The organism is Streptomyces sp. NRRL S-118, from assembly GCF_000716335.1.
Classification (GTDB): Bacteria; Actinomycetota; Actinomycetes; order Streptomycetales; family Streptomycetaceae; genus Streptomyces.
In genome coordinates, this window is the sequence record NZ_KL591003.1 from 352,693 (window position 1) to 366,372 (window position 13,680).

12 protein-coding genes are annotated in these 13,680 nt (G+C 73.4%); 7 read left to right on the top strand and 5 right to left on the bottom strand.

Features of this window, described 5'->3' with window-relative positions; all coding sequences use genetic code 11:
* Positions 1–88: 88 nt before the first annotated feature.
* Positions 89–1,606 (bottom strand): FUSC family protein, encoded by a 1,518-nt coding sequence (locus IH00_RS0108295; protein ID WP_031071191.1) that lies wholly within the window; start codon positions 1,604–1,606, stop codon positions 89–91.
* A 344-nt stretch (positions 1,607–1,950) separates the two neighbouring features.
* Positions 1,951–3,081: a site-2 protease family protein gene (locus IH00_RS0108300; RefSeq protein WP_031071194.1), complete on the bottom strand. Its 1,131-nt coding sequence runs from the start codon at positions 3,079–3,081 to the stop codon at positions 1,951–1,953.
* An 85-nt stretch (positions 3,082–3,166) separates the two neighbouring features.
* Between IH00_RS0108300 and IH00_RS0108305 the strand changes: the two genes are divergently transcribed.
* On the top strand, positions 3,167–3,622 hold the full coding sequence (locus IH00_RS0108305; protein WP_031071196.1) for an archease: 456 nt from the start codon (positions 3,167–3,169) through the stop codon (positions 3,620–3,622).
* A gap of 167 nt (positions 3,623–3,789) precedes the next feature.
* Here the strand turns inward: IH00_RS0108305 and IH00_RS0108310 are convergent, their stop codons facing one another.
* Positions 3,790–5,202, bottom strand: a complete 1,413-nt coding sequence (locus tag IH00_RS0108310; protein ID WP_031071199.1) for an RtcB family protein — start codon at positions 5,200–5,202, stop codon at positions 3,790–3,792.
* A gap of 144 nt (positions 5,203–5,346) precedes the next feature.
* Here IH00_RS0108310 and IH00_RS0108315 point away from each other — a divergent pair, with 144 nt between their 5' ends.
* From IH00_RS0108315 to IH00_RS0108330, 4 genes are all read left to right on the top strand, one after another.
* On the top strand, positions 5,347–5,757 hold the full coding sequence (locus IH00_RS0108315) for a four-helix bundle copper-binding protein (protein ID WP_031071201.1): 411 nt from the start codon (positions 5,347–5,349) through the stop codon (positions 5,755–5,757).
* A 130-nt stretch (positions 5,758–5,887) separates the two neighbouring features.
* Positions 5,888–6,385, top strand: a complete 498-nt coding sequence (locus IH00_RS0108320; RefSeq protein WP_031071203.1) for an Lrp/AsnC family transcriptional regulator — start codon at positions 5,888–5,890, stop codon at positions 6,383–6,385.
* Positions 6,386–6,419: 34 nt separating this feature from the next.
* On the top strand, positions 6,420–7,127 hold the full coding sequence (locus tag IH00_RS0108325) for an HAD family hydrolase (protein ID WP_031071204.1): 708 nt from the start codon (positions 6,420–6,422) through the stop codon (positions 7,125–7,127).
* 464 nt (positions 7,128–7,591) lie between these two features.
* Complete coding sequence (locus IH00_RS0108330; RefSeq protein ID WP_031071206.1) at positions 7,592–7,867, top strand: DUF2087 domain-containing protein; 276 nt, start codon at positions 7,592–7,594, stop codon at positions 7,865–7,867.
* Between the two features lie 21 nt (positions 7,868–7,888).
* Here IH00_RS0108330 and IH00_RS0108335 read toward each other — a convergent pair whose 3' ends face one another.
* Positions 7,889–9,175, bottom strand: coding sequence for an ATP-binding protein (locus IH00_RS0108335; RefSeq protein ID WP_031071207.1), 1,287 nt, complete (start codon positions 9,173–9,175; stop codon positions 7,889–7,891).
* A gap of 215 nt (positions 9,176–9,390) precedes the next feature.
* Here IH00_RS0108335 and IH00_RS0108340 point away from each other — a divergent pair, with 215 nt between their 5' ends.
* Both IH00_RS0108340 and IH00_RS0108345 read left to right on the top strand, forming a co-directional pair.
* Complete coding sequence (locus IH00_RS0108340) at positions 9,391–10,563, top strand: lactate 2-monooxygenase (protein ID WP_031071209.1); 1,173 nt, start codon at positions 9,391–9,393, stop codon at positions 10,561–10,563.
* Entirely contained in the window at positions 10,560–11,537 is a 978-nt protein-coding gene (locus IH00_RS0108345; protein ID WP_031071211.1) for a 2-hydroxyacid dehydrogenase, read from the top strand. The genes IH00_RS0108340 and IH00_RS0108345 overlap by 4 nt, the downstream gene beginning before the upstream one ends.
* An 85-nt stretch (positions 11,538–11,622) precedes the next feature.
* Here the strand turns inward: IH00_RS0108345 and IH00_RS0108350 are convergent, their stop codons facing one another.
* Entirely contained in the window at positions 11,623–13,428 is a 1,806-nt protein-coding gene (locus IH00_RS0108350; protein ID WP_158827745.1) for a competence protein CoiA family protein, read from the bottom strand.
* Positions 13,429–13,680 lie beyond the last annotated feature (252 nt).

Consider the following 13,680-nt stretch of genomic DNA (forward strand, 5'->3'; position numbering starts at 1 on the left):
GATGCCGGCCGTCAGCCGGCCGCCGGTCATGCGGGCGACGCTAGCAGGTCTAGACCAAGGGAGAAGGCGATACGGGCGGGAGCGGGCCTCAGGAGCGGACGAGCGCGGACGGTCGCGAGCTGCGCAGCGGCACGGCCAGGTCCACGAGGACCTTCTCCAGGCCGTGGAGGTGGCGGAGCGCGGCTTCGGTGACCGGGTGGTGGGACGCGTCGTCCGCCGCGGCGGCGGGCTGCGGAGCGACCGGCTCCGCGTCCGGCGCCACGAGGGCTCCCAGGGCGATCTCCACACGCCGGCACGCCGCGGCGAGCCGGGCGTCGTGCGAGGCGACCGGGTCCGCCGCCACCGAGGCCAGACCCCGCACCTCGCGGGCGCAGTCGTCCAGCAGGGCCAGCACCCGGCGCGCCCGGGCCTTGCGGGCGCGCAGCGGGCTGAGCGGGTGCAGGAGCGGGGCCAGCGACAGTCGCGCCCGGCCGATCAGCACCTCCAGCTCCGCCGCGAGCGGCGCCGGGTCCGCCTCCGGATCGCCCGCGAGACGCCGTGCGGCGGCGGTGGTGCAGCCGTGCACGCAGTGCAGGGCGCGTGCGATCCAGGCGTCCGTGGTGGCGTGCGTGGTGACGGGCAGCACGAACAGCACGGCCAGGGCGGCGCCCAGCGCCCCCACTCCGGTCTCGGCGAGGCGCAGGGCGAGCAGGCCCGGCTCCAGCACGCCCAGGAGTCCGTACAGCAGACCGACCATGACGGTGACGGCCAGCATCATCCAGGTGTACGACACGGGCGCGGAGTAGAAGATGCCGAAGACGCACACCGCGACCAGCGCCGCCGTCGGCGCGAGCGCGCCGTCCAGCGGGACGGCGGCCACGAGGCTCACGGCGATGCCGGCCAGCGTGCCGAGGATGCGGCGGAAGCCGCGGACCAGCGTCTCGCCGCGCGACGCGGTGTTGACGAAGATCCACCACGTGGCGCCGACCGCCCAGTACCAGCGCTCCCCGGAGAGGAACTGCCCGGCGACGAGGGCGAACGCGGCGGCGAAGGCCGCCTGGACCGCCTGGCGGGTGGTGGTGCGCGCAAGGCCCCTCCCGCCCGGCAGGGCGGGCACGGCGGCCGGTGGCAGGCGCCGCTCGTAGCACCACAGGCCGAACCGGACGGCCGACGAGGCGAGCAGCGCGAGGACGACGGCCGCATACAGCTCCGGCAGCTGGCCCGGCACGGTGCGCAGGAACTGCGACACGAAGAACATCATGAACGCGAAGACGCCCAGGGCGTGGCCGCGCGGCCCCCAGCGGCGGACGTACACCGCGCCGCCAGCGACGGCGACGAACGCCAGGTCCCGGGGCAGCGCGTGGCCCTGGAGCCCGGCCGCGAGACCGAGCACCGGAAAACCGACGGCGGGCAGCAGCGCGGTGGTGACCGCCTGGGCCCGGACCGTCGCGTCCGTGACCGTGAACAGTGCCAGCAGGGCGGCGAGACCGCCGGTGATGACGGCGGAGAGGGCATGCCCCGCGAGACCGCACGCGGCCACCGCCGTACTGATGCCGAGGACGGCCCGGACGGCGCTGCGCAGTCGCAGCCTCCCCGGGTCCGGAGCCACGAACATCCTCTTCAGCACTGCTTTCCCGCCCCTTCTCCGTACGCACTCTGTTCCTGCCACGCGCCGGCGTGCGCCGGCACGGGACCGGCATGCAGCCGCATGGCCCGGCATGCACCGCACCCGGCATGGGCCCGGCATGGCCCGGCATGCACCGCACCCGGCATGGGCCCGGCATGGCCCGGCATGAAAAAGGCGCCGCGGAATCCGCAGCGCCATCGACCGGTCCATGAGACCATCCCGTTCCCCACTGGTACAAGCGCGGCCGGTTCGACTGGGCCATTGGTACAGCACATCGCCGCTCCCACTGCCGCCGGGCGGGCCAACGGCCGAGACCTCGGGCATCACCCTCCGGCGGTACGAGGTCAGCCGGTGCCGCGCCCGCGCAGGGTGTGCCGTTGGACCAGCCGCGAGATGTCCTTCGCCGTGACGATCCCGGCCACCAGGCCGGCGTCCACGACGAGGACGCGCATGCCCGCGCCGGGCCGCACGCGCTCGAGCGCGTCGGTGAGCAGGTCCTCGGGCGCGGCGACCGCGCACCGCTCCAGCGGGACGGCCACGTCCCGTACCCGCAGCTCGTCCCGGCGTTCCGGCGGGATCGCGGCGAGGCGGCGCATCTCGACGATGCCGCTCGGCCGGCCCTCGAAGTCGAGCAGCGGTACGGCGGAGTGACCGGACCGGGCCGTCACCTCGTCCAGGAAGGCGCCGACGGTCAGCCAGTCGGCACCGGTGATCACCGGACGGGACATGGCGTCGGACACCCGCACCCCCTGCAGGGCGGTGCGCAGCACGGCCTGCTGTCGCTCCGCGCCCGCGACCAGGGTGATGAACAGTCCGATCGCCACCAGCCACAGACCGCCGGTGGTCCCGCGCAGCACGGAGATCCAGCCGGCAGCCATCAGCAGCACGCCCATGATCTGGCCGCCGCGCGACGACACCCGCTCCGCCCGCCCCCTGTCTCCGGTGCGCCACCACAGCAGCGCCTGCAGCACCCGCCCGCCGTCGAGCGGAGCGGCGGGCAGCAGGTTGAACACGCCCAGCAGCACGTTCATCCAGCCGAGCCACACCAGCACGCCGGCCGGCACCACCCAGTCCGTGAGGGCGTCCAGCCCCACTCCCGCCCCCAGTGCGGCGCCTCCGACGAGCAGACTGGTCAGCGGTCCGCTGACGGCCACGGCGAAGGCCACGCCCGCGGTCCGCGGCGCGTCCATACGGGTCACCCCGCCCAGCGCCCAGAGCGTGACGTCCTGCACCGGGATCCCCTTCCGGTGCGCCGTGGCGGCGTGCGCCGCCTCGTGCAGCAGGAGGCTGCCCATGAGCAGCAGCGCGCCGACGGCACCGGCGGCGGTGTAGGCCGCGTCCGACTCCCCCGGAGCCCAGGCGGGCAGGGTCCGGCGGCCCAGCCCGTACGCGAAGAGCACCACGAGCAGCGGAACGCTCCAGTGCATCCGCAGCGGCACACCGGTCACACTTCCGAGCCGGACCGAGCCCTTCATCGTCAGCTCCTGACACCTCGGACGCCTGGCCTCAATTGTCCACCTGTCGGGCATATGTCCGGCATCATGGGGGGAGGTGATCGGCATGATCGGCGACACGGATGGTGACGGGCAGGGGCGAGGTCCGGGAGACAGCGGCCACCGGACGGTTCCGCACACGGCGGACGTACGCATCGAGGCGTGGGGCCCGAGCCGCGAGCTGTGCCTCGCGGAGGCGGTCATCGGGATGGTCGAGTGCTTCGCCGACGTCTCCGGGGTGCGGCCGGCGGCCGTGCGGCAGGTGCGGGTGGCCGCGACGGACGACGACGACCTGCTGGCGGCGCTCCTCGACGAGATCATCTTCCGGCTGGACGTGCACGGCGAGGTGCCCCTCGACGTCGAGGCCGAACTCACCGACGGTGGGCTGGACGTGCGCCTCGCGGTGGCCGACCTCACCGCGGTCCGGCTCGTCGGCGCGGCCCCCAAGGCGGTCTCGTGGAGCGACCTCCACCTGGCTCCGGGCCCGCGCGGCTGGTCCTGCGCGGTGACGGTCGACGTCTGAGCCCCGCTCACCACGCGCGGTCGGCGCGGGGGCGGTCGACGTCAGAGCCGCTCACCGCGCGCGGTCGGCGCGGCCCCGTGCGCCCGTGGGACGACGCGGGCCGCTGCGCACCGCGCGGGACCGCGCATCCGACGGACGGCACCCGGAGCGAGGACCTCGGCCGTTCGTCAGCCCTTGACGACGCCCAGCGGGACCAGGCGGGCCACCTTGCGGCAGAGTCCCGCGCCTTCGCTCGCCTCGATCACTTCGGAGACGTCCTTGTACGCCTCCGGTGCCTCCTCCGCCAGGCCGCGTCCGGAGGCGCCGCGCACCGCGATGCCCTGGGACTCCAGCCGGGAGCGCAGCTCCTCGCCGCGGACCGCGCGCAGCGCGGCGTGCCGGCTCAGCACCCGGCCGGCCCCGTGGCACGTGGAGTGGAAGGCGTCGCCGCCCGGCACGCCGGTCAGGACGTACGACGCGGTGCCCATGGTGCCGGGGATCAGCACCGGCTGGCCCACCGCGCGCAGGTCGTCGGGCAGGTCGGCGTGGCCCGGCGGCAGCGCCCGCGTGGCCCCCTTGCGGTGGACGCACAGGGTGCGCGGACGCCCGTCCACGAGGTGCTGCTCCACCTTCGCCAGGTTGTGCGACACGTCGTACACCAGAGCCAGCCGGGCCCCCGCCGCGCGGCGGAAGACCCGGCGCGCCGCCTCGCCCAGCATGTGGCGGTTCGCCCGTCCGTAGTTGGCCGCCGCGGCCATGGCCCCGAGGTAGGCACGGCCCACCGGCGAACCGACCGGGGCGCAGGCGAGCTGCCGGTCGGGCACCGTGATGCCGTACCGCGGCATGGCCTTGTCCATCGCCCGCACATGGTCGCTGCACACCTGGTGCCCGAGGCCCCGCGAGCCGCAGTGGATCATCACGCAGACCTGGCCCCGGGAGAGGCCGAAGGCGGCGGCGACCGACTCGTCGTACACCTCGGCGACCTCCTGCACCTCCAGGAAGTGGTTCCCGCCGCCGAGGCTCCCGACCTGCTCCAGCCCCCGCTGCATCGCCCGCTCGCCGACCTGGTCCACGTCCGCGTCCGGCACCGCCCCGGCGTCCTCGCAGCGCAGCAGGTCGCGTTCCTCGCCGTGGCCCTCGTCGACCGCGTACCGCGATCCGCCCCGCAGGACCCGTTCGAGCCGTGCCGTGCTGCCCAGGTGCCACACCGCGCCGCGCCCGGGGCCGTGCGGGGTCGCCGCCCCCAGCCCGTCCATCAGGGCCGGCAGCACCGGTGCCAGCTCCTGCCGGTCGCGGTCGGCGGCCAGGAGCCGTACGCCGCAGGAGATGTCGAAGCCGACCCCGCCCGGCGACACCACGCCGCCGTCGTCGACGTCCGTGGCGGCCACGCCCCCGATGGGGAAGCCGTAGCCCCAGTGGATGTCGGGCATCGCGTACGAGGCGGTGACGATGCCCGGCAGGGTCGCCACGTTGACGACCTGCTCCAGCGATTTCTCGGCGTCCCGCAGCAGCCGCCGTGACGCGAACACGACCCCGGGGACCCGCATGTCCCGGCGGGGCGCGATGCGGAAGCGGTAGGGACGCTCCTCGGTGACCTCCATCGCAGCCTCCCGTCCGTTGCCGCGTACCCGCCTCCCGTTGCGCCATGTCGCCGGCGCGCCGCCCACCCGAGTGGCGCACGGCGCGCCGGCGGGCGTTTGCGGAAGCCGTGCGGGTCAACCCGTCGTGGCGAGGAGGCGATGACGATGACGACATCCGTCAAGGACATGCTGAACACCTACCCGGCCGACCTCGGCGGCGTGGACCAGGATGCGATGGCCGCCTGCATCGAGGCGTGCGTCGCCTGTGCGCAGGCGTGTACGGCCTGCGCGGACGCCTGCCTGTCCGAGGGCATGGTCGGCGATCTGACCAAGTGCATCCGGACCGACATGGACTGCGCGGACATCTGCACCGCGACCGCCGCGGTGCTCTCCCGCCACACCGGGTACGACGCGAACATCACGCGCGCGCTGCTGCAGGCGTGCGCCACGGTGTGCAAGGCCTGCGCGGACGAGTGCGGGAGCCATGCCGACATGCACGAGCACTGCCGGCTGTGCGCCGAGGCGTGCCGCCGGTGCGAGCAGGCGTGCAACGAGTTGCTGGCGGGCCTCGGCTGAGGAAGGGGGTCGCGTAGGCCGGGGGCCGCTGCGGGACGGCGGGTGACGAGCGGTCACGCCACGTGCTGTGCCATTGGTACTGTCACGATCCGGATCACCCCACCACAATGGGATCAGAACGGGATCGACGATGGCAGTGGACGAACTCGACACCCGCATCCTGCGGCTGCTGATCGAACAGCCGCGCACCAGTGTGCGCGAGTACGCCCGCATCCTGGGCATCGCCCGGGGCACGCTGCAGGCGCGGCTGGACCGGATGGAACGGGACGGCGTGATCACCGGCACCGGGCCGGTGCTCTCCCCCGCAGCACTCGGGCATCCGGTGCTCGCCTTCGTGCACATCGAGGTGACGCAGGGGCATCTGGACGACGTGGGCGACGCGCTGGCCGCCGTCCCCGAGATCGTCGAGGCGTTTTCGATCACCGGCGGCGGCGACCTGCTCACCCGGGTCGTCGCCCGCGACAACGGGCACCTGGAGGACGTCATCCAGCGGCTGATCCAGATCCCCGGCGTGGTGCGCACCCGGACCGAGATGGCCCTGCGCGAACGGGTGCCGCACCGCCTGCTGCCCTTGGTGGAGGCAGTCGGCCGGGCGTCCGTGCGCCGTGGTGAGCGGGTGGGCGGCTGACCGGTCCGGAGCGGCGGCCCGGCATGCTGGTTCCATGAGCAGCACCTCACGTACCGCGGTCGTCTTCGACCTCGACGGCACGCTGGTGGACAGCGAGCCCAACTACTACGAGGCCGGACGCCGGCTGCTGGAGAGCCACGGCGTCACGGACTTCAGCTGGGAGCGGCACACGGACTTCATCGGCATCGGCACGCGCGAGACCCTGGAGGCGCTGAAGGAGGAGTACGGACTCGCCGCGCCGATCGAGGAGCTGCTGGCCGGCAAGAACCGCCACTACCTGGAGCTGGCGCGCGCGGCGACCGAGGTGTTCCCGCAGATGCGGGCGTTCGTGGAGCTGCTGCACCGGGAGGGGGTGCCGATGGCCGTGGCGTCCGGCTCGTCGCGCGCCGCGATCGAGGCGGTGCTCGGCGGTACGGGCCTGGACGCGTACATCGCCACCCTGGTCTCCGCGGAGGAGGTGGAGCGGGGCAAGCCCGCGCCGGACGTCTTCCTGGAGGCGGCGCGCCGGCTCGGCGTGGAGCCGGCGCACTGCGTGGTGCTCGAGGACGCCCCGCCGGGCGCGGCGGCGGCCCACGCGGCGGGCATGCGGTGCATCGCCGTACCGTACGTGCCGGCGACGGTGGACGACCCCGCCTTCCGCGGCGCGGGGCTGCTGCTGCGGGGCGGGCAGGCGGAGTTCACGGCGCAGGCGGCGTACGACTTCGTCATGGCGGGGCACCGGGCGCCGGCGGCGGGCGGGTGACGGCGCGGTGCCCGGCGGCGGGCGGGTGACGGCGCGGTGCCCGGCGGCGGGCGGGTGACGGCGCGGTGCCCGGCGGCGGGCGGGTGACGGCGCGGTGCCCGGCGGCCGGAGGGCGAAAGTGATGGCCAGCAGCCACAGCATGCAGGTGAAGGTGCGTTGCCCGGCATCCTGCGGGTGACGGCGCGTTGGCCGACGGCCTCGCGGGCCAAGGCGCGTTGGCCGACGGTGCCCAGGGATGGAAGCACGCGTCGCCCGGCGGCGGGCAGGGGAAAGCGCCGTGCCCGGCGACCCGCGACGGAAGGCGCATTGGCCGACAGCCCCAGCCTGCGGGGGAAGGCGCATTGGCCAACGACCCACGAGAGCAAGCGCGTTGACCGGCGGCGGGCGGATGAGGCACGTGCCCTGGCAGCCCGGGGGCGAAAACGCGTTGCCCGGCGGCCGGCCGGCGCGGGAGGCTGCCGGTCATGTCCGAGACCCGCACGGGCGGCGCGCGCGAAGTGGCCGCTCTCTTCTCCCAGGGGCGGCTGACCGCCGTGCCGCGCAAGCAGGCCCGTCGTGAACAGCTGCTCACCCACCTCGCCGAGAGTCTCTTCGAGCGGGACCGGCCGTACACGGAGCCCGACGTCAACGAGGCGCTGCGCACGGTGCACGACGACTGGTCCGCGCTGCGCCGCCACCTCGTGGTGGCGGGACTGCTGGTCCGCACCAGGGACGGCGCACGCTACCTGCGGGCCGGGTAGCCGGCCGCCCGGCCCGGGCCCTCAGAACCGGGCGTGGGCCGTGATGTCCGCGTGGAACTGCTCGATCAGCGCGGGCGTCACCGTCGGCCGGCACTGGGCGATGGCCTCCAGGTAGTCCTCGGTGCTCGCGCCGGGCACCCCGCCCTGGTCGGGCAGGTCCCGCTCCGCGAGGTCCCGCTCGAACGCGGCCTGCGCCGCGATCCGCGCCGCGTGCTCGATGTCCGCCGGCGTGAACAGGTCGCTCGCCGCCACCAGGACCGCGACGTCGATATCGGCCCGGCCATGCGTGTAGCGGGACCAGATCGCCGCGCGTGCCTCCTTGTCCGGCGTACCGATCGGAATGAGGTAGTCGAACCTCCCCGGGCGCAGGAAGGCCGGGTCCAGCGACCGGATGGAGTTGGTCGCGCACACGAGCAGCCGCTCGTCGCCCTCGCGGAAGCCGGGGATCAGCTTCAGCAGTTCGTTGGTCACGCCGTGCATGCCGCCGGGCTGCGCCGGCTCGCCGCGCACGGGGGCGATCTCCTCGACCTCATCGATGAAGACGAGCACCCGCTCCAGCTCCGCGATGCGGGCGAACGCGCTGCGCAGCGCCGCCGCCAAATTTCCCTCGTCGGCCAGCCGGGAGGGCAGCAGCTCCACGAAGGGCCAGCCGAGCCGGGAGGCGATGCCCCGGGCGAACGTGGTCTTCCCGGTCCCGGGCGGCCCGAAGAGCGCGATGGCCCGCGGCGGTCGCACCCCGTGCCGGGCCGCCCGCTCCGGTTCGGCGAGCGGCAGCACCACGCGCCGCTCGATCAGGTCCTTCTCCGCCTCCATGCCGGCGACCTTCCCCCACAGAGCGGCCGGCAGGAACCGCCCGCCCAGGTCCTCCAGGAGGTTGGCCGCGGGGCCGTGCAGCGGCTCGACCTTCTCGAAGTACGCGACGGCGGGGCGGCGCGTGTAGCCGGCGTTGATCAGACCCTCGCCGAACAGGTCCTCCTCGGGCAGGACATAGGCGATGCGGCCCACCCGGGCGGCGAGGAGCCGGCGCTCCAGTTCCACGAGCAGCGCGCTCGCCAGGCCCCGGCCGCGCCAGGCCGACGCGATGGCGATGCGCATGACCCAGGCCCGCTCGCCCGCCACGCAGGCGAGGGCGGCGCCGATCGGCACGCCCTGGTGCACGGCGACGACGGCCGGCTGCCGGGAGGTCAGCGCGCCGATGCACTCGGCGAGCGAGAACACGGACTCCTGTCCCAGCTCGGCAGTGGTGTCGATCAGGTGGACGACGGCCGCGAGATCGCTCTCGCGGTAGTCATGGATCAGCCAGTTCACCGGTACCGCCCCTCGTTGGTGATGTTCCGGCGAGGCTAGGGGCGCCCGCCCGCCCGGTCGTGTGCCGCCGTGCACAAGGGCAGGGCGCCGACTACGACGTCGTGTCGGTTGGCGGAAAGGGCGTACGCGGTGGTGCACGACGGTGGACGGGACGAGGCCGCGGTCGCGAGGATCCCGGAGGACACACGGCTCCCGGGCGAAGGGCGACGGTACGCATGGCGCAGCACTGGGCGGACTTCCAGTACGAGATCTACCTGAACGGCATGACCGGCGCCGTACCGCGGCTGCCCACCGACCTGACGCGGCTGGAGAAGCTCACGGAGCGGCGCCTCGGTCCCGGTCCGGTGGGTTACGTGGCCGGCAGCGCGGGCAGCGGCAGCACCGCCCTGGCGAACCGGGCGGCGCTGGACCGGCGGCGCATCGTCCCGCGGATGCTGCGCGACGTGCACGACAGGGACCTGTCCGTGCGGATCCTGGGCCGCGAACTGCCCGCGCCGCTCGCACTGGCGCCCGTGGGCGTGTTGTCGATCATGCACCCGGACGCGGAGCCGGCCGCCGCGCGGGCAGCCGCCGCACAGGGCGTCCCGTACATCCTGTCGTCCGCGTCCAGTACGCCCTTGGAGGAGGTCGCCGAGGCGATGGGCGAGGGCGAGCGCTGGTTCCAGCTGTACTGGGCGAAGGACCGTGAGGTCACGCGGTCGTTCCTGCGGCGGGCGAAGGCGGCGGGCTACACCGCGCTGTTCGTCACGCTGGACACGCCGCTGCTGGCGTGGCGGCCGCGCGACCTGGACCAGGCGTACCTGCCGTTCCTGCACGGTGTGGGCACGGCGAACTACTTCACCGACCCCGCGTTCCAGGCGGGTCTCGTCAAACCGGTGCACGAGGACCCGAACGCGGCGGTGATGCACTTCGTCGGCATGTTCGCCGACCCGGCGAAGACCTGGCCGGACCTGGCGTTCCTGCGGGAGAACTGGGACGGCCCGATCGTGCTGAAGGGCGTCCTGCACCCCGAGGACGCCCTGCTGGCCGCCGAAGCCGGCATGGACGGCGTGGTGGTGTCCAACCACGGCGGCCGGCAGGTGGCGGGTTCGATCGCCGCCGCGGACGCCCTGCCGCGGGTCGTCGAGGCGGCCGGCGACCGGCTGACCGTGCTGTTCGACAGCGGCATACGCACGGGCGACGACATCTTCAAGGCGCTCGCGCTGGGCGCGCAGGCGGTGCTGGTGGGACGCCCGTACGCGTACGGGCTCGGCCTCGACGGGCAGGCGGGCGTCGAGCACGTCATCCGGTGCCTGCTGGCGGAGCTGGACCTGACCCTGGCCTTGTCCGGACACGCGGGCCCCACCACCCCGGGCCCGGGCGACCTCGTCGAGGAGAAGACGGCATGACCGCGCCGAAGAACGTGCTCGCCGTGATCCCGCCCCACGTGGGGGGCCGCGCCGCCGGTGCCGCCCTCGCGTCGGTGTTCCCCCCGCAGGCGCGGGTCACCGTCGTGGAGACGGCCGACGAGGACCCGGCCGCCCTCGGCGGGGCCCACGTCGTCGTCACCGCCCTCGGCCCGGTGACCGCGGCTCACCTGGCCGCCGCGCCGGGGCTGGAGCTGGTGCAGTGCGCCAGCCATGGTCACGACTACGTCGACGTGACCGCCGCCCGTGCACAAGGTGTTCCCGTGTGCACGATCGGCTCCAGCGGGGCGGAGAAGCAGAACGTGGCCGAGCAGACGTTCGCGCTGATGCTGGCGCTCGCCAAGCAGCTGATCCCCGCGCACACGGCGCTCGTCGACGCCGACTGGGCCCTGCCACGGCTTCAGCGGTCCCTCACCGAACTGTCCGGCAAGACGCTCGGCATCATCGGCCTGGGCCACATCGGCACCGAAGTCGCCCGCCGCGCGGTCGCGTTCGACATGACCGTCGTGTACGCGTCGCCCAGGCGCGCCTCCGCCGCGACGGAGGAGCGCCTGGGCGGCGCCCGCCACGTGGCTCTCGACGAGCTGCTGCGCACGGCGGACTACGTCTCGCTGCACGCCCCGCTGACCGACGCCACCCGCCACCTCCTGGACGCCGGGCGGCTGGCCCTCCTCAAGCCGACGGCGTTCGTCATCAACACCTCCCGCGGCGCTCTGATCGACCAGGACGCCCTCGCCGACGCCCTGGAGTCCGGCGCCCTCGCCGGCGCGGGCATCGACGTCTTCGACCCCGAACCCCCGACCCCCGCCCTGCGCCTGCTGAAGGCCCCGAACGTCGTGCTGTCCCCGCACGTCGCGGGCGTCACCCGCGAGACCCTGGTCCGTATCGCCCTGGCCGCGGTCCAGAACGTCACCGACCACCTGTCGGGCAAGCCGCTCCGGGACGTCGTCACGTAGCCGAGGCGGGGAGGATGGCTCGACGCCCGTCTGTCCGGGTGCCTTTGGGCACCCGGACACGGTGGCCTGCTCCGCCCGCCGTCGACTACCGGGAACCCCGGGACGACCGGGGGATGCGACGGGGCGGCATCTCCGTCGGTGGTGTGGCGTGCGCCGCCCACGAGCGCTGTTGCTCGTGCCGCCAGACGATTTTGAGTACCTCATCCGAAACGGGACGAACGAAGCCCAGACCGGCGAGGATGTCGCGAGCCTCTGGAGGAGGGTCGCCGCCATCTGTAGTGATCAGTGCGCTGAGAACGGGCACCTCGTCGGTCACTGCGCCTTCCGCACGGATCAGGGTGCGAACCAGACCCGCAGGTGGAGGACTCTGTGCCGCGCAGCCTTGCGGGCCGAACAGGTCGGCGACCGTGATGGTGTCACCGTGGCATGCCGCCTCGATCAGCCGCCGCTGCACTGCTTCCAGGACCGCGCCACTCCGTTGGATGGCCTGCTCGAGGGCGACAGCGCCTGTGATCTCGTTTCCCTCGCGCCCGGCCCACCACGTGCGGTGAGCAACTCCTCGCCGCCCGGCCCCCTGCCACTGGTCCTGCCAGGAACGAGCGTGCCTCATCGCCTTGTCCAACGCCCGGCGTTCGGGCTTGTCGGCGAAGTCAAGTTGATCCTGAGCCCTGGCCAGCAGCGTACCGATGCGCTTCAGGCTTCGCCGAACAGAGTCGAGTCGGACGTCACCGCCGCTCGTGCGCGCGGCCTTGTGCAGGGCGAAGAGCCGCCGGGTCTGCTCCTCGCACCACTTGTGGCGGGCGTGCCCCGGGGGAATGCTGCGGCCGAGCTGCTTCGCGAGCTCACCCAGATACGGGAGCGGTCGTCCGTTGCCTCTCCGGACCAACAGGAAGAGCGGCGGCTCCGACAGGGGTGTGGCAGCGTCCACGGCACCGAGAAGCACCTGGCAGCGAGTATCGCCGAACGCGCGGAGGTCGAGCCTGGTGATCCCTGCCAGGTCGCCCCAGGTCGTGGTTTCCCCATGGGCGGCGCAATGCCGCAGATAGTCCCGAAGAACGAACACAGCTTCTTGCCACGGCGTGATCGGCCCGGCGGGCCCGCGTCGGCGCGGGGCGCCCTCTGTCACGACCCCTTGATGCTTGGCGGCGTGGACAGGAGTCGGCTGCCGATATCGCTCGACGACGCTTCCCTTCGGAGCTGACTTCGCCGCGACCGGGGTCATCACGCCTCTCGCTGTGATCCAGCATTCGTCGAGGTTCCGCCACTCGGTCCTGCGTGCAGGAAGCTCGGTACCGACCTGGATGCGCCGATGCCAGAGGTCCTCGCGTCGATCGCTCACCATCCGGAGCCGCAGCACGTGCCCCCGCCTGGCGAACAGTTCCCGGGGCACGGGGGTGTGCTCTCCGAGCAGCACGTCGTCGTATGTGCCACTCAGCGCGAATTCCACCGCGGACTGCGGCAACGTGCCCTCCGCGTACGAGCAGTAGAAACGCAGTCGTACTCCGGGCGAGGGAAGAAAGACGTCCAGGCTGGTCCAGTCTTCATCGGTCTGTCCGCGCAGTTCGAGCCGGTGGTCGAGCCCGCACTTGTCCAGCCAGCGGCCGACCTCGCGATGGAGGTACAAGTGATCAGCACTGTCCTCGTCGGTACGGCGCCGCATGCACACCTCCCCGGGGCGGTGCGCGAAGTGACTGACCTTGCCATGGCAGATCCTCACCGTCAGAATGCCGCCGCATCCGCCAAGGAGACTTCCGCACCAGAAAGCGTCGGAGCCGAAGCGCTTCTTGAGTCGCAGCGCGTCATCGTGCGCAGTCGGTAAGATCACTGGCTGGTCAGAGGTCCGGCTGCCGAGCACGGCGACCTTGACCAATCGACTGTCACCAAAGCCCACGTGCCCCCCAAGCACCCGTTCAGCAGGCCGTGCGGCCGGGGCCGACGGCTCGGAGGACGAGTATGCATCGCCGTGGTCACCCTACGAAGCAGTTCGTCCCAACCGGCGCGGAGCCGTCCTTGCCGGCCGCACTCACCCGGGGAGGTTCCCGGCCGTCGGCCCGGGCGTGATGTGCCGGACCCTGCTGCGGCGGCCGTGAGCACGCCCTCGCGCTTGCGCGACGGCGAGCCCGGCGCCGCCGCCTGCATCGCG

Coding starts and splice junctions, on each gene's coding strand:
- IH00_RS0108325 (WP_031071204.1), top strand. CDS start 6,420: ATGAGCAGCACCTCACGTACCGCGGTCGTCTTCGACCTCGACGGCACG.
- IH00_RS0108330 (WP_031071206.1), top strand. CDS start 7,592: ATGTCCGAGACCCGCACGGGCGGCGCGCGCGAAGTGGCCGCTCTCTTC.
- IH00_RS0108340 (WP_031071209.1), top strand. CDS start 9,391: ATGGCGCAGCACTGGGCGGACTTCCAGTACGAGATCTACCTGAACGGC.
- IH00_RS0108320 (WP_031071203.1), top strand. CDS start 5,888: ATGGCAGTGGACGAACTCGACACCCGCATCCTGCGGCTGCTGATCGAA.
- IH00_RS0108345 (WP_031071211.1), top strand. CDS start 10,560: ATGACCGCGCCGAAGAACGTGCTCGCCGTGATCCCGCCCCACGTGGGG.
- IH00_RS0108305 (WP_031071196.1), top strand. CDS start 3,167: ATGATCGGCGACACGGATGGTGACGGGCAGGGGCGAGGTCCGGGAGAC.
- IH00_RS0108300 (WP_031071194.1), bottom strand. CDS start 3,081: ATGAAGGGCTCGGTCCGGCTCGGAAGTGTGACCGGTGTGCCGCTGCGG.
- IH00_RS0108310 (WP_031071199.1), bottom strand. CDS start 5,202: ATGGAGGTCACCGAGGAGCGTCCCTACCGCTTCCGCATCGCGCCCCGC.
- IH00_RS0108315 (WP_031071201.1), top strand. CDS start 5,347: ATGACGACATCCGTCAAGGACATGCTGAACACCTACCCGGCCGACCTC.